The organism is Lachnoclostridium sp. An14, assembly GCF_002160755.1.
In the GTDB taxonomy this organism is placed as follows: domain Bacteria; phylum Bacillota; class Clostridia; order Lachnospirales; family Lachnospiraceae; genus Lachnoclostridium_A.
In genome coordinates, this window is sequence record NZ_NFLE01000039.1 from 15,140 (window position 1) to 37,671 (window position 22,532).

The 22,532-nt window shown below is 55.5% G+C and carries 19 protein-coding genes, 1 tRNA gene and 2 pseudogenes; 17 read left to right on the plus strand and 5 right to left on the minus strand.

Annotated elements, in window-relative coordinates; translation table 11 throughout:
- Nucleotides 1-17: 17 nt before the first annotated feature.
- The 6 genes from B5E84_RS16835 to B5E84_RS16860 all read left to right on the plus strand — a co-directional run bounded on the left by B5E84_RS16835 (nt 18) and on the right by B5E84_RS16860 (nt 4,560).
- Nucleotides 18-563, plus strand: a complete 546-nt coding sequence (locus tag B5E84_RS16835; RefSeq protein ID WP_087224966.1) for an ANTAR domain-containing response regulator — start codon at nt 18-20, stop codon at nt 561-563.
- Between the two features lie 11 nt (nt 564-574).
- Nucleotides 575-1,474: a diaminopimelate epimerase gene (gene dapF, locus B5E84_RS16840; protein ID WP_087224969.1), complete on the plus strand. Its 900-nt coding sequence runs from the start codon at nt 575-577 to the stop codon at nt 1,472-1,474.
- Nucleotides 1,475-1,546: 72 nt separating this feature from the next.
- Nucleotides 1,547-2,332 carry an N-acetylmuramoyl-L-alanine amidase gene (locus tag B5E84_RS16845; protein ID WP_087224971.1) on the plus strand — a complete coding sequence of 262 codons (786 nt, stop codon included), beginning with the start codon at nt 1,547-1,549 and terminating at the stop codon, nt 2,330-2,332.
- 138 nt (nt 2,333-2,470) lie between these two features.
- A complete protein-coding gene (locus tag B5E84_RS16850) occupies nt 2,471-3,124 on the plus strand; it encodes an HAD family hydrolase (RefSeq protein ID WP_087224974.1) in 654 nt (217 codons plus the stop codon).
- A gap of 34 nt (nt 3,125-3,158) precedes the next feature.
- Nucleotides 3,159-4,025: a DUF368 domain-containing protein gene (locus B5E84_RS16855; RefSeq protein WP_087224977.1), complete on the plus strand. Its 867-nt coding sequence runs from the start codon at nt 3,159-3,161 to the stop codon at nt 4,023-4,025.
- A gap of 316 nt (nt 4,026-4,341) precedes the next feature.
- Entirely contained in the window at nt 4,342-4,560 is a 219-nt protein-coding gene (locus B5E84_RS16860; protein ID WP_087224980.1) for a DUF378 domain-containing protein, read from the plus strand.
- 397 nt (nt 4,561-4,957) lie between these two features.
- On the opposite strand, the pseudogene B5E84_RS21435 reads toward B5E84_RS16860, so the two are convergent.
- The 5 genes and pseudogenes from B5E84_RS21435 to B5E84_RS16885 form a co-directional block, all read right to left on the minus strand.
- Nucleotides 4,958-5,347 (minus strand): annotated as a pseudogene (locus B5E84_RS21435) (peptidoglycan-binding domain-containing protein); the annotation flags it as partial.
- A 44-nt stretch (nt 5,348-5,391) separates the two neighbouring features.
- Nucleotides 5,392-6,990: a recombinase family protein gene (locus B5E84_RS16870; protein ID WP_087224986.1), complete on the minus strand. Its 1,599-nt coding sequence runs from the start codon at nt 6,988-6,990 to the stop codon at nt 5,392-5,394.
- Between the two features lie 374 nt (nt 6,991-7,364).
- A tRNA-Val gene (locus tag B5E84_RS16875) sits at nt 7,365-7,437 on the minus strand.
- 314 nt (nt 7,438-7,751) lie between these two features.
- A pseudogene (locus tag B5E84_RS16880) lies at nt 7,752-8,636 on the minus strand (carboxypeptidase-like regulatory domain-containing protein); the annotation flags it as partial.
- A 65-nt stretch (nt 8,637-8,701) separates the two neighbouring features.
- Nucleotides 8,702-9,340: a GntR family transcriptional regulator gene (locus B5E84_RS16885; protein ID WP_087224989.1), complete on the minus strand. Its 639-nt coding sequence runs from the start codon at nt 9,338-9,340 to the stop codon at nt 8,702-8,704.
- Nucleotides 9,341-9,657: 317 nt separating this feature from the next.
- Here B5E84_RS16885 and B5E84_RS16890 point away from each other — a divergent pair, with 317 nt between their 5' ends.
- The 11 genes from B5E84_RS16890 (at nt 9,658) to B5E84_RS16940 (ending at nt 22,338) form a co-directional block, all read left to right on the plus strand.
- Entirely contained in the window at nt 9,658-10,149 is a 492-nt protein-coding gene (locus tag B5E84_RS16890) for an L-2-amino-thiazoline-4-carboxylic acid hydrolase (protein ID WP_087224992.1), read from the plus strand.
- 78 nt (nt 10,150-10,227) lie between these two features.
- Nucleotides 10,228-11,397 carry an ABC transporter substrate-binding protein gene (locus tag B5E84_RS16895; RefSeq protein WP_087224995.1) on the plus strand — a complete coding sequence of 390 codons (1,170 nt, stop codon included), beginning with the start codon at nt 10,228-10,230 and terminating at the stop codon, nt 11,395-11,397.
- A gap of 109 nt (nt 11,398-11,506) precedes the next feature.
- Nucleotides 11,507-12,394, plus strand: coding sequence for a branched-chain amino acid ABC transporter permease (locus tag B5E84_RS16900; RefSeq protein ID WP_087224998.1), 888 nt, complete (start codon nt 11,507-11,509; stop codon nt 12,392-12,394).
- The gene (locus tag B5E84_RS16905; RefSeq protein WP_087225001.1) at nt 12,394-13,389 is read left to right on the plus strand and encodes a branched-chain amino acid ABC transporter permease; all 996 of its coding nucleotides are present in this window, start codon (nt 12,394-12,396) and stop codon (nt 13,387-13,389) included. The genes B5E84_RS16900 and B5E84_RS16905 overlap by 1 nt, the downstream gene beginning before the upstream one ends.
- Nucleotides 13,386-14,207: an ABC transporter ATP-binding protein gene (locus tag B5E84_RS16910; RefSeq protein ID WP_087225004.1), complete on the plus strand. Its 822-nt coding sequence runs from the start codon at nt 13,386-13,388 to the stop codon at nt 14,205-14,207. The genes B5E84_RS16905 and B5E84_RS16910 overlap by 4 nt, the downstream gene beginning before the upstream one ends.
- Nucleotides 14,200-14,928 carry an ABC transporter ATP-binding protein gene (locus B5E84_RS16915; protein WP_087225007.1) on the plus strand — a complete coding sequence of 243 codons (729 nt, stop codon included), beginning with the start codon at nt 14,200-14,202 and terminating at the stop codon, nt 14,926-14,928. The genes B5E84_RS16910 and B5E84_RS16915 overlap by 8 nt, the downstream gene beginning before the upstream one ends.
- A gap of 21 nt (nt 14,929-14,949) precedes the next feature.
- Entirely contained in the window at nt 14,950-15,957 is a 1,008-nt protein-coding gene (locus B5E84_RS16920) for a dihydroxyacetone kinase subunit DhaK (RefSeq protein WP_087225010.1), read from the plus strand.
- 13 nt (nt 15,958-15,970) lie between these two features.
- The gene (locus B5E84_RS16925) at nt 15,971-16,573 is read left to right on the plus strand and encodes a dihydroxyacetone kinase subunit L (protein WP_087225013.1); all 603 of its coding nucleotides are present in this window, start codon (nt 15,971-15,973) and stop codon (nt 16,571-16,573) included.
- A gap of 360 nt (nt 16,574-16,933) precedes the next feature.
- A complete protein-coding gene (locus tag B5E84_RS16930) occupies nt 16,934-18,007 on the plus strand; it encodes a carbamoyl phosphate synthase small subunit (RefSeq protein ID WP_087225016.1) in 1,074 nt (357 codons plus the stop codon).
- Nucleotides 18,007-21,216, plus strand: coding sequence for a carbamoyl-phosphate synthase large subunit (gene carB / locus B5E84_RS16935; protein ID WP_087225019.1), 3,210 nt, complete (start codon nt 18,007-18,009; stop codon nt 21,214-21,216). The genes B5E84_RS16930 and carB overlap by 1 nt, the downstream gene beginning before the upstream one ends.
- Nucleotides 21,217-21,702: 486 nt before the next feature.
- Nucleotides 21,703-22,338 (plus strand): endonuclease III domain-containing protein, encoded by a 636-nt coding sequence (locus B5E84_RS16940; protein ID WP_087225025.1) that lies wholly within the window; start codon nt 21,703-21,705, stop codon nt 22,336-22,338.
- Nucleotides 22,339-22,532: the final 194 nt, after the last annotated feature.

Here is a 22,532-nt window from a genome sequence, read left to right on the forward strand (position 1 = left end):
GAGGCGGAGGTGACAGAGTGCCCAATGTGATTGTAGCCTTTTCCAAGCAGGAAAATGGGAAAAATATCAGAAATATCCTGGTGAAGAATGGGTTCCATGTGGTGGCGGTCTGTACCTCAGGGGCCCAGATTCTGGCCGCGGCCGGGGAGCTGGACCGCGGCATTGTGGTGGGCGGAGGAAAGTTCCAGGACATGGTGTACGGGGAGGTGTGCCGCCTTCTGCCGGAGGAATTTTCCATGCTGGTGGTAGCCCAGGCCGCCATGTTTGGGGACGACACCCCGGAAAATGCCATGCTCCTGCCCATGCCCCTGCGGGTCCACGAGCTGGTGAGCACTCTGGAAATGATGATTCAGACCCAGGAGCGGAGGCACCGGCGCCGCCGCCGGATGCCTAAGGCCAGGAGCCGGGAGGAGCTGGAGCTGATCGACCGGGCCAAGGAAATGCTTATGGACCGGAACCATATGACGGAGGATGAGGCCCACCGCTACATTCAGAAATGCAGCATGAGCAACGGCAGCAGCCTGGTGGAGACAGCGGAAATGATCATCAGCCTGATCGCGTAGGAGGACAGAACATGAAATTTACAAAAATGCACGGCATTGGAAACGACTATGTCTATGTAAACTGTTTTGAGGAGGAGGTTTCCGATCCTGAAAGGGCGGCGATTTTCGTCAGCGACCGGCATTTCGGCATCGGCTCTGACGGGCTGATCCTGATTCAGCCGTCGGAGACGGCGGACTGCCGGATGGATATGTACAACCTGGACGGTTCCAGGGGGATGATGTGCGGAAACGGCGTGCGCTGCGTGGGAAAATACGTCTACGACCACGGGCTGGTTCCGGCGGACCGGAGGCGGATTTCCGTGGAAACCCTTTCCGGGATCAAGTACCTGGATTTGCAGGTGGAGGACGGAAAGGTAAAGGAGCTTACGGTGGATATGGGAGAGCCGGAAGTGATCTCCCAGGTGCCGGAGCAGCTGTCCGCGGCGGGGATCCAGGTTCCCTTTATCGGAATTTCCATGGGCAATCCCCACGCGGTGGTGTTCCTGGAAGGCGAGACGGCAGAGCAGTTTGCTCCCTGGAGAAAGGCGGAGCGGACGGCAGTGCGTCGAAGCGGCTGTGAGACAGAAGGCTCCGGCCTGGATGTTCTGGATCTCTCCGCCTTTGGTCCGGCTTTCGAGAACCATAACCGTTTCCCGGACCGCACCAACACGGAGTTTGTGGAGGTAAAGGGGAAAAACCATCTGGTGATGCGGGTGTGGGAGCGGGGCTCCGGGGAGACCTTAGCCTGCGGGACGGGAGCCTGCGCCGTGGCGGTGGCGTCGGTGCTGGCGGGCTATGCGGAAAAGGATGCGGACGTGGCGGTGGACCTTTTGGGCGGCTGCCTGACCATCCGCTGGAGCAGCGCGGACAACCATGTGTATATGACGGGACCGGCCACGGAGGTGTTCTCCGGGGAAATCCGGATTCCCTAGGAAAGGAAGTCAACTTCGGTCTCCTTTCACATATCCTAGTAATAAGCAGGCTATGTGAAAGGAGACTTTCTTTTGTTTGAGACAAAGAGAGTGATTATAGATGCGGGTCACGGCGGTGAACGGGACCCCGGCGCGGTGTTTGAGGGAAGGCAGGAAAAGGATGACGCCCTGCGTCTGGCTCTGGCAGTGGGGCGGATTTTGGAGGAAAACGGGGTGGAGGTACTCTACACCCGCATCAATGACGTGTACGATTCTCCCCTGGAGAAGGCCCAGATCGCCAATGAGTCGGGGGCGGATTATCTCGTTTCCATTCACCGGAACGCCATGCCCATTCCCGGGACTGCCTCCGGGATCATGAGTCTGGTGTACCAGTACGGCGGCGTGGCGGAGCTTTTGGGGAGAAATATCAACCGGGAGCTTGCCAGGCTGGGATTTGCGGATCTGGGGGTGATCGAGCGGCCGGGGCTTGCGATTCTGCGGCGGTCGGAAATGCCGGCGGTGCTGGTGGAGGCGGGATTTATCGACAATCCCCAGGACAACGCCCTCTTTGATGCCATGTTTCCGGAGATCGCCCAGGCCATTGCCGACGGAATCCTGCAGACCATCAAGGAGGAGGACGAGGCCCGGCCGGAGTATTATCAGGTACAGGTGGGTGCCTACGCCAGCCAGCAGATCGCGGAGGAAATCACCAGGGAGCTGACGGAGCAGGGGTATCCTGCCTTTTATATTTATCAGGACGGATTTTATAAAGTGCGGGTGGGGGCCTTCTTAAACCTGGACAACGCCGTCAACATGGAAATGCGCCTGCGCAGAAACGGCTGGTCCACCATGCTGGTGCTGGAGCCGGCGGTGGATTAAGGGCGGCATTTCCCTGGCGGAACGGTTGTCAAACGGAAGGAAATCTGGTAGGATACAGGTTGCAGGGCTGCGGGCGGAAGGAAACCGCGTCCGCGGAGCGCGCCGCAGCCAAAAAAGGGAACAGATGAGGGACAGGGAATGATAAAAGCAGTCATTTTTGATATGGACGGGGTGATCATCGACAGCGAGCTGGTCTACCTGGAACAGATGTGGGAGTTTGGGAAAACGAGAAATCCGCAGATGAAACTGGAGGAGCTCTACCCCATGGTGGGGGCGTCCAAGGCGGATGCCTGGTCGGTGCTGGCGCGGGCCATGGGCCAGGGACAGACCTGGGAGGAGGCGCGGGCGGATTTGAAGGCTCACGTGGATCTGTACCGGGATGTGGATTACCGGAAGATTTTCCGGCCGGAGATCCGCCAGATTCTGGCGGAACTGAAGAAAAAAGGCTACAAGCTGGCGGTGGCGTCCTCCACCCAGCTGCCTTTAGTGGAGCGGGTGATGCGGGAAAACGGGATCATAGATCAGTTTGAGATCCTGGTGAGCGGAAATCAGTTTGAGAAAAGCAAACCGGATCCGGAGATTTATCTCTACACCGCCGCTAAGTTGGGGGTAAAGCCGGAGGAGTGTCTGGCGGTGGAGGATTCCACCTTCGGCGTGCTGGCGGGGCACCGGGCGGGAATGACGGTGGCGGCTTTAAAGGACGACCGGTTTCAGTTTGACCAGAGCCCGGCGGATTACCGGATGGACCGGCTGACGGAGGTACTGGAGATTCTGAAACGGATGGAAGGGTAATAAAATAGGATAAGAGCGTTTCAGGCGGTTATCCATGAATTATGTAAAAGAGCTGTTGAGGGGGCTACTGATTGGCGTCGCGGGCATTGTGCCGGGGGTCAGCGGGGGCACCCTCGCCGTGTCTATGGGGGTCTACGACAAGATTATCGGGGCAGTGAGCCGGCTGTTTCTGCACCCGGCGGAGAGCGTGCGGATTCTGTTTCCCTATGCTGTGGGCATGATGGCAGGAATCGGGGGGCTGGCGGTGGTGATCGAGGTGCTGTTTGCCCGTTTTCCCTTTGCCACCAGCATGGCATTTCTGGGGCTGATTCTGGGCGGGATTCCGGCCCTCCTAAAAAAAGCCTGTTTCCGGCGAAACGGGATGAAAAAGTATGTGGCCTTTATCCTGGTGTTCTGCGCCATGGCCCTGATCGCGATTTTGGAGGGCGGAGATGGGGAGGCGGCTGCGGAACTGGTTTTTGGCAGCGCGGGAGAGAGGCTGATCACCATGGTCTGCGTGGGTCTGGTGGCGTCGGTGACCATGGTGGTGCCGGGGGTGAGCGGCACCATGCTGCTTATGATGATGGGGTATTATCAGCCGGTGCTTCACGCCTTCAATCTGGTGCAGGCCGGCGCCCTGTCCGGAGACTGGCAGACGGTCCTCGCCCAGCAGGAGCTGCTGCTGCCCTTTACCATCGGGCTGACGGCAGGGATTTTTCTCTGCGCCAGGACGATGGAGGCCCTTTTGGGACGGTTTGAAGAACTGGTATACGCGGCGGTCACCGGGCTTGTGGTCTCCTCTCCCGTGGTGATCCTTTGGGGGATTCCCATGGGGGCCGTGGGGATGGCGCAGCGGCTGTGGGGAGTGGCTCTTTTGGCCGCAGGAATTGCCCTGGTGACCCGCTTGGGCGGTGAGGCTTAGGGAAAATCTGGCGGCGGCGAGCGTTTTCGCCAGGGCACGGCGGAGCCAGAGGCTGCGGCTCTTTGGGTAGTAGGAAACCGTGTTTCTTAGGGCATAAAGGCTCCCGGTGGGAGGCGTACTCCGCGCAGAGGGAGCGGGTTTCTGACACAGCCGCGCTCCGGCGCGAGTGTGCGCTGTAGCGAACGCGTTTATAGAGGAAACCGGCGTTTTGCCGGAGATCTTTGCGCCGCGGGAAAGGAATTTCATTTCCCATAAAAACGGTGCATAAAACTGGAAGGGGTGGGAATACTTGTCCATAGCAGAAGGGAGATGAACTATGGACAACAAAATACTGAACTACACAGCCCTCACCGTCACCATTATCGGGGCGGTGAACTGGGGACTGATCGGCTTTTTCAATTTCAATCTGGTGAGCTGGCTGTTCGGCAGCGGCTCCTGGCTGTCAAGGGTGATTTACGGCCTGGTAGGACTGTGCGGCCTTTATCTCATAACCCTGTATGGCCAGCTGTGCGCCCACGAAAGCGCCAGGTCATAACGGAAAAAAGATGATCAGAGAGGAGAACCGGAACCGGCGATGGAGGCTGGGGGAGGGTTCTCCTTTTTGCTATGAAAGCCCCGGATGGCGGGAACGCCGTAGGCGTGGAGCCATCTGGCTTTCCTAATTCGCGATGACCGCGTTAGCGGTCGTGTCCGTTTTGCGTGTAGTAGGAATTGGATCCCCCATGCCACAACCCCCACCGCCGGCAGCGCGCTCCGCGCCCGGGAAAATGACCGCTGACACATCCAAGTTTTCGTGCGGTAAGGGCGCTACAGCGCATATCTTTTATATCATAGCCCCCATCCTGTATCTCCTCCTTTCTTTCAACAGCACTTTCCCGCGCAGGCCAGCACGGCAGCCTGCGCGGAAAGCCCCCTGTTCTTAAAAATCCCGCCTAATCCAACTCCGCGATCCGCGTAATCCCCACATAAATATTAGAAATCCGGTTCCAGGTGGCGAAGTCGATGACGCCGGTCTGGGGCAGGCCGAAGATGGACTGGAAGGCCCGCACCGCCTCGGCGGTGCCGGGGCCGTAGATGCCGTCCTGGGCGATGCGGGGGATGGCAGAGTAGACGGTAGCGATGGTGTCCAGCTGCTCCTGGACGTGGCGGACCTTGTCGCCGGAGGTGCCGATGGTCAGCTCGTAGCCCGGCCAGGAAATGGGAATGCCGGAAATCTGCTCCGCCGTGTTGATGTAAATGCTTTCCCCGTAGAAGTACCGCAGGATTTCAATGGGGCTGTAGCCCTGTTCTCCCAGGGAACAGGAGCCCCACTGGGTCAGCCATATAGTTTATAGGTATACGGCCGGGAGCCGGAACGGAAAAACCGTCAGTCCAGCCGGAAAAAGAATTCCAGGCAGTGTTCCAGGCGGTGATAGACGGCGCGGCTCAGGACGCTTTTTACGGCGGCGTTTTTCGCGGCGGTGGAAATAGAGGGACAGGACAGGAGATTCTGAAAAACGGAAATAAGGGAATGGCCGGAGCCAGAGGAAAGAGAGAGGACGGCAGGCGGTTCTGCGGAGCGGTCAGGAATGGGTTTGGGTGTTTTTGCTCCGCCTCCGCGCGCCGTTTCCCACTCCCGGAGCTGCTGCTCCAGAAGGATCTTCTCCCGTTCCAGCTCTGCCTTTTTCCTTCCGTATTCCTCCACTCCGTCGATTCCGTCCAGGTAAGCGCGGGACAGCCGTTTCAGGCGGGTATCCGCCTGCTCCAGACCGGCCAGCAAAAGCTCCCGTTCTGCCGGATCTCTTTGGCCGCGGGAGGAGGAAGTCCGGGATCGAAACCGAAACTGGGGACCGCGGTCCTGGGAAAGAACCGGCGCCGTCACGCAGCAGAAGGCGGTAAAAAACGACGTTTCCGCTGCCTCGCCTGTCAGGTAGCAGTTCAGACCGCATTTTCCTTTTAAATAGCCGGAGCATTGAAAGGAAAAGGTGTCAGGCAGGGTTTTTCGTCGGCGGATGCAGGAGGCGAGGCTGCGGCCGCAGGCTGGACATTTGACCAGGCCGCTGAGCCAGTGATGGACGGGCTGCGGCGGCTTGGGGGAGCTTTTGCCGTCTCTGGAAGGGGTTTCCGCGGCCAGCCGTCTCTGGACGCGGTCAAAGAGGGCGGGAGAGACGATGGGAAGGTGGTTTCCCGGCCCGGTGATCCACTGTTCCCGCGGCTTGGGGCGGGAGGAATTTCCCGGGGCGCGGTTCCAGCGGATCTGTCCCGCGTAGAAGGGATTTTCCAGGATGTAGCGCACGGCCCGCGGTTCAAAGCGGTTTCCGCGGGCCGTGCGCAGGCCGGCGGAGTTTAAAAGGCGGGTGAGCTCTCCAAGGCTCAGAGTTCCGTTTCCGTAGGCGTGAAAGATGAGAGCGACGGTTTTTGCCTCCTCCGGAACCGGTTCCGGGACGGCGCCGGGGCCTGGGATGCGGTAGCCGAGAGGCGGCCGGCACTGGTAGCCGCCCCGCAGGGCCTTTTCTGCCATGCCGCGGAACACGTCGCCGGAGAGGCGGATGGAATAAAATTCATCCATCCACTCGATGATGCGCTCAATCAGGCTGCCGAAGGGCCCGTCTGCCAGCGGTTCGGAGATGCTGACCACCTCCACAGAGCAGGTTTTTTGCAGCATGGATTTGTATACGATACTTTCCTCCTGGTTCCGGGCAAAGCGGGAAAATTTCCATACCAGGATCAGGTCGAAAGGGTGTTCCGGGGCTTTGGCGGCGGCGATCATCCGCTGAAACTGAGGACGGCGGTCGGCACGGCGGCCGGAAATGCCGTTTTCCAGGTAAATGTGGACGGGATCCACGGAAATATCGTGGGCGCGGGCGTAGTCTAAGAGCAGGCGTTTCTGGGAATCCGGGGAAAGCTCCTCCTGGCTGTGGGTGCTCACCCGGATGTAGAGCGCGGCCCTCAAAGGACAGGGCGGCAGTGAATTGGAACGAAGCAAGTGGGATCACCTCCTGATGGAGTATACGGAGGGCGGGGATGTCCTATGCGAAAAACAAAAAGGCGTCTTTGTGGGAGGAAAGGGCGGATGCCCGGAAATGGGGAACCGCCGGGACCGCGTATATGCCAGGCCCGGCGGGAATTTGAATATCTGAGTGCTCTGACCACTGCTTCAAGATCTTCATATGTTCATAATAGAGGAAATTTGTGACGCCGTTGTGGACAAATCCTAACATTTTTATAAAGAATACAGGCGGCACCCCTGCCGGAACCGAATCCCGCCTCTGCCGGGATGTTTCCTGTTATCAAAAGGGTTCTCCTGACAGGAAAAAGAAAATGCCGAAGTCCTGAAGGCTTCGGCAGCGGCAAAAGAAATGGAGACAACAGGACTCGAACCTGCGACCCTCTACACGTCAAGCAGATGCTCTCCCAGCTGAGCTATGTCTCCGAAAACTATTATCATTATATCATAGTTGGGGGATTTGGCAAGCGAAAAATGGGGAGAGGACAGCCGCAGGCGCCCGCGCCGCGTTTTGCTATATATTTTTGTGTGGCGGAACATTTCTCCGCCCTCGGCCAAACACAAAACCGGCAGCTCACTGGCTGCCGGAAATAAAGGGGGAGTAATATGAAAAAGTATTATGAAAAAAGGAATACTTACCTTTTACGATTATAGAATACCGTTCATATGTGTCAAAATTGTGTTGTGTTTATGAAGGTTTTGTGAAAGAAAAGGAAAGAAACTATGTATAACCGCCGCGACCTGGCCATCCATCCCGGGCACTGCACCCGGCGGCCGTCGCAGTACTGGGTGAGAATGGGCTGGCGCACCCCGGGGCGGGACAGGTAGTTGTCCAGGATTTCGTCCACCACCAGGGAGATGGATTCATAGATGTTTCGGCCGTAAATCCATTTGTGGTCAAAGGCGGTGGAGGAGGTGATGGTGAAATCATACCCCTGGCCGCGGTACCATTCGGTGTAGACCCGGTTTAAGGTAAAGGACATGATGGCCAGCACGTTTGCCACGATAGAGGCTTGGGGCCAGGTGGCGTAGATTTCGCTGGAGGCCACATTTTTGATGTAATCCCGGTAGGGGACGTAGTAGTTTGGGGCGGAGGCGTTGGTGGGGACGCCGTCATGGACCACGACGATCTCCGGGACCACCACGCGGGAGAGCACGATTTCCCCGGTGTCTGCCGTGGGCTTTACTTCATTTTCCGCGATTTTCGGCGGATATTCCCCGTAAAGGGTGTGGTCGGGAATCACAATATCGTTTTCAATGGGCGCGGTATCGCCCACAGGCTCCATTCTCACGTTCTGAATGGAGGTGGCGTCCGCCAGGATTTCTGATCCGGAAATGTCCACCGGCTTAAAACCAGGCGCCTCCACGTGCACCCGGTATTCGGAATAGGGACGGACGTCCCCCGGCTCCAGGCTGTAAGCCAGCGGCGGAGCCGCTAACGCCAGGTTTTCTGTCTGCCCGGAGGAGTCGGTGGTGAGCTGTTCAATGGGAGAGTCGGGCGCCGCCTCCGGAGAGATGGTCACCACCGCATCCTGGATGGGAAAATTATTCTGGGAGGAAACTACGTCCACCTGGAGAAAGCCGGTGGAATCCCCGGCGGCCGCAGCGGAAAGGATAAATGGCATGAAAATACCCCCGTCTTGCCTGTTACTGTTAGTATAGGCGGAAACGGGAAAAAGTGTGCGGGCTGTTACACAATGGCGCTGATGTCCTCTATATCGGCCCGCAGGATGTGAACGGCCATGGGGATATTCTGCTGTTTCAGGTAGTCCAGAATGGCAAAATGCAGGCTGGACGGATCGGAAAAGACGTTGGAATGCCACTTGCGGGTGCGGTCCTGGGCGTAAAAACGGGTCTGGCTGATCATGGCCTCTCTCAGTTTTTCGTAGGCGAAGGGATTGTTGTAATTGGAGAACAGCATTAGGTGGAAATGGATGTTGTTCTGCCAGTGCTCCAGGGCGGTCAGAGAGTGGTTGACGTGGCGGATGTGGTCCAGAAACTCCTCCAGTTTCCGGATCGCGCTGTCGTCGATGCAGCTGGAATACTGCTGAAGGAAGGTGCACTCCAGGGCCAGGCGGAAATAGACGATGTTGTGCATATCCTCCAGGCTCAGGGCGGTGACCATATATCCTTTTTTGGGGATCGCCACCAGCATCCGCTCACTGCAGAGCTGAACCAGGGCCTCCCGGATGGGAGCGCGGCTCACATCGTACTTCGCCATCAGCTTTTTTTCGTGGAGAATGGTCTCCGGCTCATAAACGCCGGTGATAATATCGTTTAAAATGGAATCGTGAATCTGTTCCTTCAAATTTAAATTCGTGTTGATCATATCAGAAACCCTTTCTGGGAAATGACTTGTATTTTCCACTGTTCATTTTCTTTTAATTATAAAAAAGAAATGGGAAAAAAGCAAAGAGTTTTTGGAACGGGAGAAGGATCTGCGGCTTTTTTGCAATTCTAATCATACTAAGTAATGTAGAAATGGCAATAAAAATATGCAATATGTATAAAAATAAAACAATATATTGTAATATAATAACAAAAATTGATAAAATATATTGACATATAAAAGATAAACTGATATGATCAGAATACAAAAACAAACAGGATATGGCACAAAAAGACCATACAGAAAGGGGTTTCAACATGGGAGAAGTAAACAGACCAACGATCAATGACGAGAAGGCAAATATCAATCGGGCGGCGATTGAGCACCGCGCCACCTGGATGGGCCTCATCTATGACGAGCTGAAAAAAGATGGAATTGATCCGGAGCCGGCATTCCGCAGGGCCATCAAACGCTGCGGCCTGATTCACGGAGCCGGATTTAAGGCCAGCTGCAGTGATCCGGAAGACTGCCGCAGTTTCGCTGAAGTATTTTTTAACGATCTGGGAAGAAAGACCTTTGAGCAGGAGGTGCACGGGGCTACTGCTACAGAAACATCTGTGGATTTCCACTACTGCGCCCTGTTAAGCGCCTGGAAGAAACTGGGCTTTGACGATGAGACCTGCGCGAAACTCTGCGACATTGCCATGGACGGAGACAGAGGAATCGCCGAGGCCATGGGCCTGACCCTGGATCTGACGGATACGATCGCGAAGGGGTGTGCGACCTGTAAGCTGTGTTTCCATAAATAACGGGAAAAGGAAGATCACTGGAGGAGTGTACCGAAGATAATACGAGTGGGGAAAACAATCAATGATGGGAGGGTTTTCATGAGAAGGAACCGATTATGGGCACTGACAATGTGCGGAGTGGCAGCGTTTTCTCTGGTTGCCTGTTCCGGAGGGACAGGAGCGGGAACTGCGGGAGACGGAGGGAATAAGGTCATTAAGCTGGGAGGTCTGGCTCCGCTGACAGGAAACTACGCGGAGTACGGAAAAGGGTTCCAGATAGGCTGGGATATGGCCATTGAGGAGATCAACGGCGCCGGCGGAGTCAATGGCTATACCTTTGAAATCGAAGTAAAGGATACTCAGGGTGATGCGGTGGTTTCCTCCAACATGGCCACAAACTTCGCGGAGGATGAAGACGTCATGGCGATTCTGGGGGATTTTACCTCCGGCGCCTGCAAGGCCAACGCGGAGATCGTGGACCGGTACGGGATCGTGCAGTTAAGTCCCTCGGCCTCTGCCCCCGACTATGCCAGCATGAGCAAATACTGTTTCAGTATCATGGGACGTCAGGACAGTGAGGCCCCCTATCTGGCCAGATACATTCTGGATAAGTACCTGGGAGCGAAGAAGATCGCGGTGATCCGTGTGGACAGCGACTGGGGACTTTCCTGCTATGACAATTTTATCCAGGAGGCAGACGCCCTGGGACTGGACGTAACCGTGGAGAAATATGCGTCTGGTGAGAAGGATTTCAGCTCTCTCATAACAAAAATGAGATCCATTGACCCGGATGTGCTGGTGGTGATGGACCAGGGAGATTCTGTGGCCGCGATTTTCAACCAGGCAGATGCCGCCGGATGGGACATCCAGCACGTCGCCTTAGGCCCGGGAACATCGGAACAGCTGATCAACCAGCTGACCGATCCAGATAACCTGATTGTAACCTCTCCGTTTTTCTTTGACGAGAATGATGAGGTGCTCGCCTCCTGGGCCAAGACCTTTGAGGAGCGGGCGGGCTTTGCACCCACGATTCATCCGGCGGAGGCCTATGATACTGTGTATCTGATCGCCAATGCGGTGGAACGGATCGGCGACGGGGAAATCACCCGTGAGGCGATTCAGCAGCAGCTGGATCAGAGCGAAAATACGGGAATCACAGGAGAATTGAATTTCACAGAGGATGGCGACATCATCCGCAATTACATGATCTGCGGCGTACAGAACGGAGAATGGGTCGTTCTGGAAGGGTTTGATTATGTAAACGAATAACGCGGGATGAAGCGCAAAAGGGGGCGGAGGGAATCGACGCCCCCTTTTGCTGGATTTCAAGCAGTGATCCGCGGGGGGAAATCCCCGCAGTTTGGGAGGGAACAATTCTATGGAATACTTTTTAAACCAGCTTGTCAATGGGCTGTGTCAGGGGGCAATCTATGCCCTGATGGCCATTGGCTACTCTGTGATTGTGGGTGTAGTGGGGATGGTGACCTTTACTTACGGGGAAATTATGATGATCGGGGCATTTTCCGCTTACTACATTTTTCAGGCACTGGGCAATAATCTTCCCCTGGCGATTCTGGCGGCGTTCGCAGGGGCTTTTCTTATCGGGGTGATCGTGTATAAACTGTGCTACGAAAAATTTTTCAATGCGCCCAGGCACATTTCCCTGCTGTGTACCATCGGCATCAGTATGCTGATCAAAAACCTGGCGCAGATCGTGTTTGGGCCGGAGACGAAACCGGTACTGGATGTGATTGAAAACAGAACCTTTACCGTTATGCTTGGGGGAATCCGCCTGGATATAAAACTGCTGCAGATCGTGGTGATTGTGCTGGTGATCGTGCTGGCGGGAACGCTGACCTTATTTTTCAATAAAACAAAATGGGGCATCGCCCTGCGGGCGGTCAGCCAGAATAAGGATGCCGCGTATCTGATGGGAATTAATGTGAAAAGGACGGCTCTCATTGGAAACTGCATCGGTTCCGGACTTGGAGGGATCGCCGGAATTTTGCTCAGCATCTATTACTATTCGGTGTCAGCCACCATGGGCGGGGCCTACAGCATGAAGGCGTTTGCCGCCAGTGTGCTGGGAGGCCTGGTAGACATCCGGTTTTCCGCCCTTGGAGGACTTTGCATTGGCATTATCGAAAATCTGGGGATCGCTGTCTCCGCGGCCACCTTCCGGGATGTCTTTGCCTTTGGATTTTTGATTCTCGTGCTGCTGATCCGGCCGCAGGGCTTTGTGAGCAAGAAAGGGGTGAGAGTGTGATGGAGGCGATCAGACAATATTATGAAAAGTACAAGCTGGCTGTGTATCTGATTCTGTTTCTGATTTCGGTGATCGTTCCCTTCGCCGTGGAGCAGGCACTGATTTTGAGATATATCTGTACCATCATGATGTATGCCACTCTGGCCGGTTCCCTGAATGTGATCAATGGCTACAGCGGGCAGACCTGTCTGGGACAGGCGGGCTTTTTCTGTATTGGGGCTTATACCTGCGCGGCTTTGACGAAAAATGTGGGGTTAAGTTTCTGGATAGTCCTTCCGCTGGCAGGAATCCTTGCGGCGGCGGTAGGGCTGTTAGTCAGTCTTCCCACCCTGAAACTCTCCGGCATTTATCTATCCATTGTAACTTTGGGGGCCTCAGAGATCATCCGGATCATTGCCCAGACCTGGACGCCGGTGACGGGAGGCGCTCTGGGAATCAAGCAGATTCCCTATCCCAACCTGTTTGGCCTGGAGCTGTTCCGCCCGAAATACTACTATTTTATTTTTCTGGCGATCGGGATCCTGTTTTTGTTTGTAACGGGCCGGGTGCTGCGGTCCCGGGTCGGCCGGGCGTGGATGGCTATTCGGGAGGATCAGGTGGCGGCAAAATCCCTGGGCGTGGAGACCAGCCGCTGCAAATGCACCAATTTCATGTACGGGGCATTCTGGGCTGGCATTATCGGCGCCGCCTACGCGCCGTTTGTCAATTACATTGAGTCCTCCCAGTTTACGACGGACACCGGTTTTAATGTGCTGGCCATGGTGGTAATCGGCGGACAGGGCACTCTTTTGGGGCCGATCCTGGGAGCTGCCATTGTGACAGTTTTGACGGAAACCCTTCGTTTCCTGGAAAACTGGCGCTATGTGATCTATGCCATCATTATCATTCTGATGATGTGGGTACGTCCTCAGGGCCTTCTGGGCGCCTCGGATTCCATTCTGGCCGGCGGAAAGATCCGGCGAAAACAGGACAGACAGGAGGGAAAGCGGAAATGATAGATCTGTCTAACATTGATAAAAATGTCCCGATGCTGGAGTCCAAAGGGCTTTGCAAATATTTCGGCGGCTTAAAAGCAGTGGAGAATGTGGATATGAAGATTATGCCGGGGGATATTTTCGGAATCATCGGTCCCAATGGGGCGGGAAAGACCACGTTCTTTAATATGTGTACGGGGATGTATACGCCCACCAAGGGAAACGTGTACCTGATGGGGGAGGATGTGACAGGATTTTCCCCGGAGCGGGTGGCCAGAAAACGGATGGCCAGGACCTTCCAGAACCTGCAGCTGTTTAAATTCATGAGCGTCCTGGACAACGTGAAGATCGGCTGCCATATCAGCACGAAAACGGGAATGTGGGACGCCATTTTTCACACGAAACGGTATAAAGAGGACGAGGAGTACGTGATTTACAAGAGCGAGGAAGTTCTAAAGGCCATAGGGCTCTATCAATACCGGGACACCATGGCGGGAAACTTAGCTTATGGAATGCAGCGCAAAGTGGAAATTGCTAGGGCGCTGGCTCTGGAGCCGTATATTCTGCTGCTGGATGAACCGGCGGCCGGCATGAATCCCCAGGAAAAAGAGGCTCTGATGGACTTTATCAAAATGCTCAATGACGGCGGCTATACCATCGCGGTGATTGAGCACGACATGAAATTCGTGATGAATTCCTGCAATCGGATTCTGGTGTTAAACTTCGGGGAGAAAATATGCGAGGGCACGCCGGATCAGGTAAAAAGTGACCGGAAGGTACACGAGGCCTATTTTGGAAAGGGAATCATAGCGGGGGAGGCGGTGAAAGTGCATGGCTGACAAGCATACCGTATTAAAAGTGGAAAATCTGTCGGTAAACTACGGATACATATCGGCGCTGGAGGGAATCAGCCTTCATGTGGACCAGGGGGAGATCATTACTCTGATCGGTTCCAATGGGGCGGGAAAGACCACGACCCTGATGTCCATATCCGGACTGGCGGCAAAAGCGGAGGGAACCGTCTGGTTTAAAGGGGAAAACATTACGAAAATGGCCCCGGACCGGATTGTGAAAATGGGGATGTGCCACGTGCCGGAGGGCAGAAAGATTTTTCCGGCGCTTTCGGTGTATGAAAACCTGATTGCCGGTTCTCTGGGAAACCCGTCCTTGACAAAAAACAGGATTCAGGAGCTGATTGAGGAGCAGTACCGGCTGTTCCCCAGGCTGAAAGAGCGGATTGGCCAGGCGGGAGGAAGTCTTTCCGGAGGAGAACAGCAGATGCTGGCGATTTCCAGGGGCCTGATGATGGATCCGGACATCGTCATGCTGGATGAGCCGTCTCTGGGACTGGCCCCCATCATTGTGGAGGACATTTTTGAACTGATTTTAAAAATCAGGGATATGGGAAAAACCATCCTGCTGATCGAGCAGAATGCCTCTATGGCGCTGTCCATCGCCGACCGGGGCTATGTGCTGGAGAACGGAAGAATCATTATGGAAGGAAAAGGCAGGGAGCTGCTGGCGGATCCCAAGGTGAAAGCGGCTTACCTGGGAGCGTAACAAAATAGGAGGTATGGAGACATGAAGAAATTGATGAACAGGGCAGAGGATTTTGTCCGGGAGACCATGGAGGGAATCATCTGCGCGTATGGGGATAAAGTCAAGCTGTTAAATGGGGATGAGCGGATCCTGCTTTCCGGTTATCCGGTGCCCGATGGAAAAGTGGGGATCGTGACGGCCGGCGGCAGCGGTCATCTGCCGGTATTCTTAGGCTATGTGGGCCAGGGAATGCTGGATGGCTGCGCGGTGGGAAACGTCTTTGCGTCCCCGTCTGCCCAGAAAATGGCGGATATGATCAAGGCCTGCGACCGGGGAAACGGTGTTCTGTGTCTGTACGGCAATTACGGCGGAGACAATATGAATTTTGATATGGCCTGCGAGATGGTGGAAATGGATGACATTGAGACCAGGACCGTGCGGGTAAAGGACGATGTGGCCAGCAGTCCAGCAGAGACCAGGGAGAAACGCCGGGGAGTGGCTGGTATGGTCTATGCGTTTAAAGTGGCGGGAGCCGCCGCGGAGCGGATGATGTCCTTAGATGAGGTGGCAGCGGCAGCCCAGAAGGCACTGGATAATATCCGTACCATGGGAGTGGCCCTTACCCCCTGCATCGTTCCCCAGGTGGGCCAGCCCACATTTCAGATCGCTGATGATGAAATGGAGGTGGGAATGGGAATCCACGGAGAAAAGGGAATTGAGGTGCGGAAAATGATGACGGCGGACGAGACGGCAGAGGTGTTGGTGGGCCGTATTTTAGAAGATATGCCGCTGGAACCGGGGGACGAGGTGTCTGTGATGGTAAACGGGCTGGGTGCCACACCTATGGAAGAACAGCTCATCGTATACCGCCGGGTGCATCAGCTGCTGACGGAAAAAGGGGTAAAGATTGTCATGCCTCATGTAGGGGAGTACGCCACATCCATGGAGATGGCCGGGCTTTCTGTCACGTTGTTTAAACTGGACGAACAGCTGAAGGAACTGCTCCTTGCTCCTGCCCAAACCCCGTTTTACACAAATCTGAACAAATAGGAGGAGGAACGCTATGAACGCAGAGTCGATGAGAGAGGGATTGCGGAAGATCAGCCGCAGAATGGATGAGAACAGAGAGTATTTGATTCAGCTGGACCAGCAGAACGGAGACGGGGATCTGGGAGTATCCATGAGCGAGGGATTTCGGGCGGCAGCAGCGTGCATGGAGGAAACGGGAGAGACGGATCTGGGAAAGCTGCTTATGAAGGCCGGCAGCGCGTTTAATGAGGCGGCGCCTTCCAGCCTGGGGACGATCCTGTCCTTTGGCTTTATGGGGATGGCAAAGGCGTTAAAAGGAAAAGAGGAGGCAGACGCGAAACAGTTCGCGGCAGCGTTAAAGGCCGGCGTAGAGAAAATCATGGACAAAGCCGGTTCCAAGCCGGGAGAAAAGACGATCCTGGACGCCCTTTGCCCGGCTGTGGACGCGTTCGCGGCTGCGGAGGACTTTCCGGAGGCGCTGAGGCTGGCGGCCAAAGCCGCGGCAGACGGTTCGGAGGCGACCAGGCAGATGCGGTCCGTACATGGCCGGGCGGCGTATTACGGAGAGCAGTCCATTGGCCTGCTGGACGGAGGCTCTGTGGTAGGACGGCTGATTTTTGAGGCTCTTGCCCAATAGAAAGATAAAGCGCGGCGGCGGACGCCGCGGGAGGAGAATCCTGCTTAGGCGGGATTCTTTTTGCGTATTTTGACCATCTCCACTCTCCCTCTGACTTTCCATTGAATTTCCCCCCGCCATCTGCTAAAATAATGTAAGAAAGTAGTTGAAATTTGTCGCCGTATCGTTTATAATCTTTACAATTTGGGCTTTTGTCAGGGAGAGAGGACGAAACGACGTTTTCCATGGCATTTTCATGGGGCCGAAACGGCATCCCGGCGGCAGCCCAATGGCCGGAGAACATAAAAGCAACAGCAATATTTTCAGTTTTTACGGCACCAAATAACCATATTTTATTATAAAGAAAGGAAGTACCCCCACATGAAAGCATTTTTGATACTGGAAGACGGAACTGTGTTTCAGGGAACCAGCATCGGCTCAACCCGCGAGGTAGTCAGTGAGATCGTGTTTAACACGTCCATGACCGGTTACCTGGAAGTACTGACGGATCCGTCCTACGCAGGACAGGCGGTTGTCATGACTTATCCTTTGATTGGAAATTACGGTATCTGTCACGAGGACATGGAGTCTGTAAAGCCATGGCCTGACGCTTATATTGTCAGAGAATTATCCCGCATCCCCAGTAATTTCAGAAGTGAGGATACGATTCAGCATTTCTTAGAGTCTAATGATATTCCCGGTATCAGCGGTATTGATACAAGAGCCCTTACGAAAATCCTAAGAGAAAAGGGAACCATGAACGGCATGATTACCACCAACGAGCACTACGACTTAGACGAGGCCATCGCCCGCATGAAGGCGTACACCGTGACCGGCGTGGTAGCGGCTACCACTACGAAGGAAAAATATGTACTGCCGGGAGATGGAAAGAAAGTGGCCCTGCTGGATCTGGGAGCGAAAAAGAACATCGCCCGCTCCTTAAATAAACGGGGCTGTGAAGTGACGGTTTATCCGGCGGATACCACGGCGGAGGAGATTCTGGCGGCAAAGCCCGACGGCATTATGTTAAGCAACGGCCCTGGAGATCCCAAGGAGAACGTGGAGATCATCAAAGAGATCCGCAAGATTTACGACTCTGGCGTGCCGGTGTTTGCCATCTGTCTGGGACATCAGCTCATGGCCCTGGCCACGGGAGCGGACACCTACAAATTAAAATACGGCCACCGCGGCGGCAACCATCCGGTGAAGGACCTGGAGACGGGACGGGTATACATTTCCTCCCAGAACCACGGCTACGCGGTGGACACGGACAGCCTGGACCCGGCTGTGGCGGTTCCGGCGTTCGTAAATGTCAACGACGGCACCAACGAGGGCTTAAAATACACGGGCAAGAACATTTTCACCGTGCAGTACCATCCGGAGGCCTGCCCTGGTCCCCAGGACTCCAGCTACCTGTTTGACCGTTTCATTAAAATGATGGAGGGAAATGAATAATGCCAAAGAATCCTGATATTAAAAAAGTACTGGTCATCGGTTCCGGTCCCATTATCATCGGCCAGGCGGCGGAGTTTGACTACGCCGGAACCCAGGCCTGCCGCTCTTTAAAAGAGGAAGGCATCGAGGTGGTGCTCTTAAACTCCAACCCGGCCACCATCATGACGGACAAGGACATCGCGGATAAGGTATACATCGAGCCCCTCACCGTAGAGGTGGTGGAGCAGCTCATCTTAAAGGAGAAACCGGACAGCGTGCTGCCCACCCTGGGCGGACAGGCCGGTCTGAACCTGGCCATGGAGCTGGAGGAGGCAGGTTTCTTAAAGGAGCACAACGTGCGTCTCATCGGAACCACGGCCCTGACCATCAAAAAGGCCGAGGACCGGGAGATGTTTAAGGAGACCATGGAAAAGATCGGCGAGCCGGTGGCGCCCTCTGAGATCGTAGAGGATCTGCAGACGGGACTGGAGGTAGCGGAGCGCATCGGCTATCCCGTAGTGCTGCGCCCGGCCTACACCCTGGGCGGTTCCGGCGGCGGCATTGCGGAAAACCGTGAGCAGTGCGCTGAGATCCTGGAGAACGGACTCCGCCTTTCCCGGGTGGGACAGGTACTGGTGGAGCGCTGCATCGCCGGCTGGAAGGAGATCGAGTACGAAGTGATGCGGGACGGCGCCGGAAACGTGATCACCGTCTGCAATATGGAAAATATTGACCCGGTAGGCGTGCACACAGGAGACAGCATCGTAGTGGCCCCGTCCCAGACCCTGGGGGACAAGGAGTACCAGATGCTCCGTACCTCCGCCCTCAACATCATCACCGAGCTTGGCATCACCGGCGGCTGCAACGTGCAGTACGCCCTGCACCCGGAAAGCTTTGAGTACTGCGTGATCGAGGTAAATCCCCGTGTAAGCCGTTCTTCTGCCTTGGCCTCCAAGGCCACCGGCTACCCCATCGCGAAGGTGGCGGCAAAGATCGCCCTGGGCTACACTCTGGATGAGATCAAGAACGCGGTGACGAAAAAGACCTACGCCAGCTTTGAGCCCATGCTGGACTACTGCGTGGTGAAAATGCCCAGACTGCCCTTTGATAAATTCATCAGCGCCAAGAGAACCCTGGGCACCCAGATGAAGGCCACCGGCGAGGTCATGAGTATCTGCACCAACTTCGAGGGAGCCTTGATGAAGGCCATCCGTTCCCTGGAGCAGCACGTGGACTGCCTGATGTCCTATGATTTCACCCACTTAAACGATGAGGAGCTTATGGAAATGCTCCACAAGGTGGACGACAGGCGGATCTGGGTAATCGCCGAGGCTCTGCGGAGAAACGTCTCCTACGAGACCATCCACGACATCACCAAGATCGACATTTGGTTCATCGACAAGCTGGCCATCCTGGTGGAGATGGAGAACGCCTTAAAGGCGGCGGGAACCTCCATGGACGCGGAGCTTTTAAGAGAGGCGAAACGCATCGAGTTCCCGGACAACGTGATTTCCCGCTTGACAGGCATTTCCCAGGAGGATGTAAAGGCCATGCGCCACGAAAACGGCATCCGGGCCGCCTACAAGATCGTGGACACCTGCGCGGCGGAGTTCGCGGCGGAGACGCCTTACTACTACTCCTGCTACGGCAGTGAGAACGAGGTGGAAAAGACGGGAGACCGCAAGAAGGTGCTGGTGTTAGGTTCCGGCCCCATCCGCATCGGCCAGGGAATCGAGTTTGACTTCTGCTCCGTGCACAGCACCTGGGCATTTGAGAAGGAAGGCTACGAGACCATTATTATCAACAACAACCCGGAGACCGTAAGTACAGACTTCGACATCGCCGACAAGCTGTTCTTTGAGCCCCTCACCCCGGAGGACGTGGAGAGCATTGTGGACATTGAGAAACCGGACGGAGCCGTGGTGCAGTTCGGCGGACAGACGGCCATCAAGCTGACGGAGGCCCTGATGAAGATGGGCGTGCCGATTCTGGGAACGGCCGCGGAGGATGTGGACGCCGCGGAGGACAGGGAGCTGTTTGACGCCATTCTGGAAAAATGCGGCATCCCCAGACCGAAGGGACAGACCGTGTTCACCGCCGAGGAGGCGAAAAAGGCAGCTGCGGAGCTGGGCTATCCGGTGTTAGTGCGCCCCTCCTACGTGCTGGGCGGCCAGGGAATGCAGATTGCCATAAACGACCAGGACATCGACGAATTCATCGGCATCATCAACCAGATTGCTCAGGAGCATCCCATCCTGGTTGACAAATACATCATGGGCAAGGAGATCGAGGTGGACGCCATCTGCGACGGCCAGGACATCCTCATCCCCGGCATCATGGAGCACATTGAGAGAACGGGAATCCATTCCGGAGACAGTATCTCCGTTTACCCGGCCCAGAGCATCACGGAGGGCAACAAGCGGACCATCGTGGACTACACGGAAAAGCTGGCCAGAGCCCTGCACGTAAAGGGAATGATCAATATCCAGTTCATTGTGGACGGAGAGGATGTTTATATCATCGAGGTGAACCCCCGTTCCTCCAGAACGGTTCCCTACATCAGCAAGGTGACGGGAATCCCCATCGTGCCCCTGGCCACCAGAATCATCTGCGGCCACACCATCCGCGAGCTGGGCTACGAGCCGGGACTGCAGAAGGAGGCGGACTACATCGCCATCAAGATGCCCGTATTCTCCTTCGAGAAGATCCGCGGCGCGGACATCAGCCTTGGACCGGAGATGAAGTCCACCGGCGAGTGCCTGGGCATCGCGAAGACCTTTAACGAGGCTCTTTACAAGGCGTTCCAGGGCGCCGGCATCAAGCTGCCGAAGTACAAAAACATGATCATTACCGTGCGGGATGAGGACAAGGAGGAGGCTGCCGCCGTGGCGAAACGGTTCGAGGAGCTGGGCTACCGGATCTTTGCCACCAGAGGAACGGCCAAATACCTCCACGACCACGGCGTCCGTGTGCTTTCCGTGCCGAAACTGGAGCAGGAATCCCCCAACATCCTGGACTTGGTGCTGGGCCACGAGATCGACCTGGTGATCGACATCCCGTCCCAGGGTGCGGAGCGGAGCCGCGACGGCTTTATCATCCGTAGAAACGCCATCGAGACCGGCGTGACCGTGCTCACCGCCATCGACACCGCCGCGGCCCTGGCCACCAGCCTGGAAAACCGTGCAAAAGAGCTGACGCTTATCGACATCGCTACGGTGGAGAACGTGTAAAAATAAAAATGCGGAACAAATAAGGAAATCCATATGGCCGGAAGTTTGAAAGTATCATCCGGCGAATGAGACGCCCCCGGAGGCTGCTAAAAGCGGCCCTGGGGGCGTCTTTGCAGCTGTGCTGTATGGAATATTTGCGTTCATCCTTTGGGGAAAAACTTTTTGGGGGAAAACTTCTAATCCTTTGGGAAAAGCCGGAAAAGATAATGAAAAGTGCCGGCGGCCACGCCGCCGGCAGAAAGGGGGGATAGTATGAAAAAGAATCTATGTAAAAAGGAATGTCTCCTTGTTTGTGATTCTAGGATACCTGGTATATGTGACAAAAATGTGTTCAGTTTCTAAAAGCTTTGTAAAGAGAGTTTAAAAAATTTCTTTCCACAGCCGTTTCCTCTGTGGTATCATAGAGACACTGTACAGGACGCCGGGATTGTGGGCGGCCGGGAGATCTGGCCGGGAGGCGTTCTGGGAAAGAGGGGATGTTCGCTTATGACGAAAGAGGAGCTGGCGCTCGCCGTGGTGGAGCGCTTAAAACAGGAGTACCCGGACGCGGGCTGCACCTTAGACTACAACGAGGCCTGGAAACTGCTGGTGAGCGTGCGCCTGGCCGCCCAGTGCACCGACGCCAGGGTAAACGTGGTAGTGGAAAAGCTGTACGAAAAGTTTCCCGACGTGGACGCCTTGGCGGCCGCCGGGCCGGAGGAGATCGAGGAGATCGTAAAGCCCTGTGGACTGGGGCGCAGCAAGGCCAGGGACATCAGCGCCTGCATGAGGATTTTAAGGGATCAGTACGGCGGAAAGGTGCCGGAGGATTTTGACGCCCTCCTAAAGCTGCCGGGAGTGGGGAGAAAAAGCGCCAACCTGATTATGGGGGACGTGTTCGGCAAGCCGGCCATTGTCACCGACACCCACTGCATCCGCCTGGTAAACCGCATCGGCCTGGTGGACGGTGTCAAGGAGCCGAAAAAGGTGGAAATGGCCCTGTGGAAACTGATTCCGCCGGAGGAAGGGAGCGATTTCTGCCACCGCCTGGTCTACCACGGCCGGGACGTGTGCACCGCCAGGACAAAGCCCCACTGCGACCGCTGCTGTTTGGAGGAGCTGTGCGGGAAGAATGGGGTCTAGGCGGGGACGAGCGGCCTGTATTTGCTGACTTTTCTGAAAATGGGAGAAAACAAGCGAAGACATGGGCAGGAACGGCGTGAATTGAAAAAGTAAAGTCTGTATGTAAGACTTAATGCAATATATATGAAAAATTCCGTATAAAACAGGAACTTTTTGTGGATGAATCGCTATCCTTGTGGTAAACTAATACCAAA

What these genes read in the sequence shown, in the direction of transcription:
- dapF (WP_087224969.1), top strand. Translation starts at nt 575, where the DNA reads ATGAAATTTACAAAAATGCACGGCATTGGAAACGACTATGTCTATGTA.
- B5E84_RS16850 (WP_087224974.1), top strand. Translation starts at nt 2,471, where the DNA reads ATGATAAAAGCAGTCATTTTTGATATGGACGGGGTGATCATCGACAGC.
- B5E84_RS16855 (WP_087224977.1), top strand. Translation starts at nt 3,159, where the DNA reads ATGAATTATGTAAAAGAGCTGTTGAGGGGGCTACTGATTGGCGTCGCG.
- B5E84_RS16860 (WP_087224980.1), top strand. Translation starts at nt 4,342, where the DNA reads ATGGACAACAAAATACTGAACTACACAGCCCTCACCGTCACCATTATC.
- B5E84_RS16885 (WP_087224989.1), bottom strand. Translation starts at nt 9,340, where the DNA reads ATGATCAACACGAATTTAAATTTGAAGGAACAGATTCACGATTCCATT.
- B5E84_RS16890 (WP_087224992.1), top strand. Translation starts at nt 9,658, where the DNA reads ATGGGAGAAGTAAACAGACCAACGATCAATGACGAGAAGGCAAATATC.
- B5E84_RS16895 (WP_087224995.1), top strand. Translation starts at nt 10,228, where the DNA reads ATGAGAAGGAACCGATTATGGGCACTGACAATGTGCGGAGTGGCAGCG.
- B5E84_RS16900 (WP_087224998.1), top strand. Translation starts at nt 11,507, where the DNA reads ATGGAATACTTTTTAAACCAGCTTGTCAATGGGCTGTGTCAGGGGGCA.
- B5E84_RS16905 (WP_087225001.1), top strand. Translation starts at nt 12,394, where the DNA reads ATGGAGGCGATCAGACAATATTATGAAAAGTACAAGCTGGCTGTGTAT.
- B5E84_RS16910 (WP_087225004.1), top strand. Translation starts at nt 13,386, where the DNA reads ATGATAGATCTGTCTAACATTGATAAAAATGTCCCGATGCTGGAGTCC.
- B5E84_RS16915 (WP_087225007.1), top strand. Translation starts at nt 14,200, where the DNA reads ATGGCTGACAAGCATACCGTATTAAAAGTGGAAAATCTGTCGGTAAAC.
- B5E84_RS16920 (WP_087225010.1), top strand. Translation starts at nt 14,950, where the DNA reads ATGAAGAAATTGATGAACAGGGCAGAGGATTTTGTCCGGGAGACCATG.
- B5E84_RS16925 (WP_087225013.1), top strand. Translation starts at nt 15,971, where the DNA reads ATGAACGCAGAGTCGATGAGAGAGGGATTGCGGAAGATCAGCCGCAGA.
- B5E84_RS16930 (WP_087225016.1), top strand. Translation starts at nt 16,934, where the DNA reads ATGAAAGCATTTTTGATACTGGAAGACGGAACTGTGTTTCAGGGAACC.
- carB (WP_087225019.1), top strand. Translation starts at nt 18,007, where the DNA reads ATGCCAAAGAATCCTGATATTAAAAAAGTACTGGTCATCGGTTCCGGT.
- B5E84_RS16940 (WP_087225025.1), top strand. Translation starts at nt 21,703, where the DNA reads ATGACGAAAGAGGAGCTGGCGCTCGCCGTGGTGGAGCGCTTAAAACAG.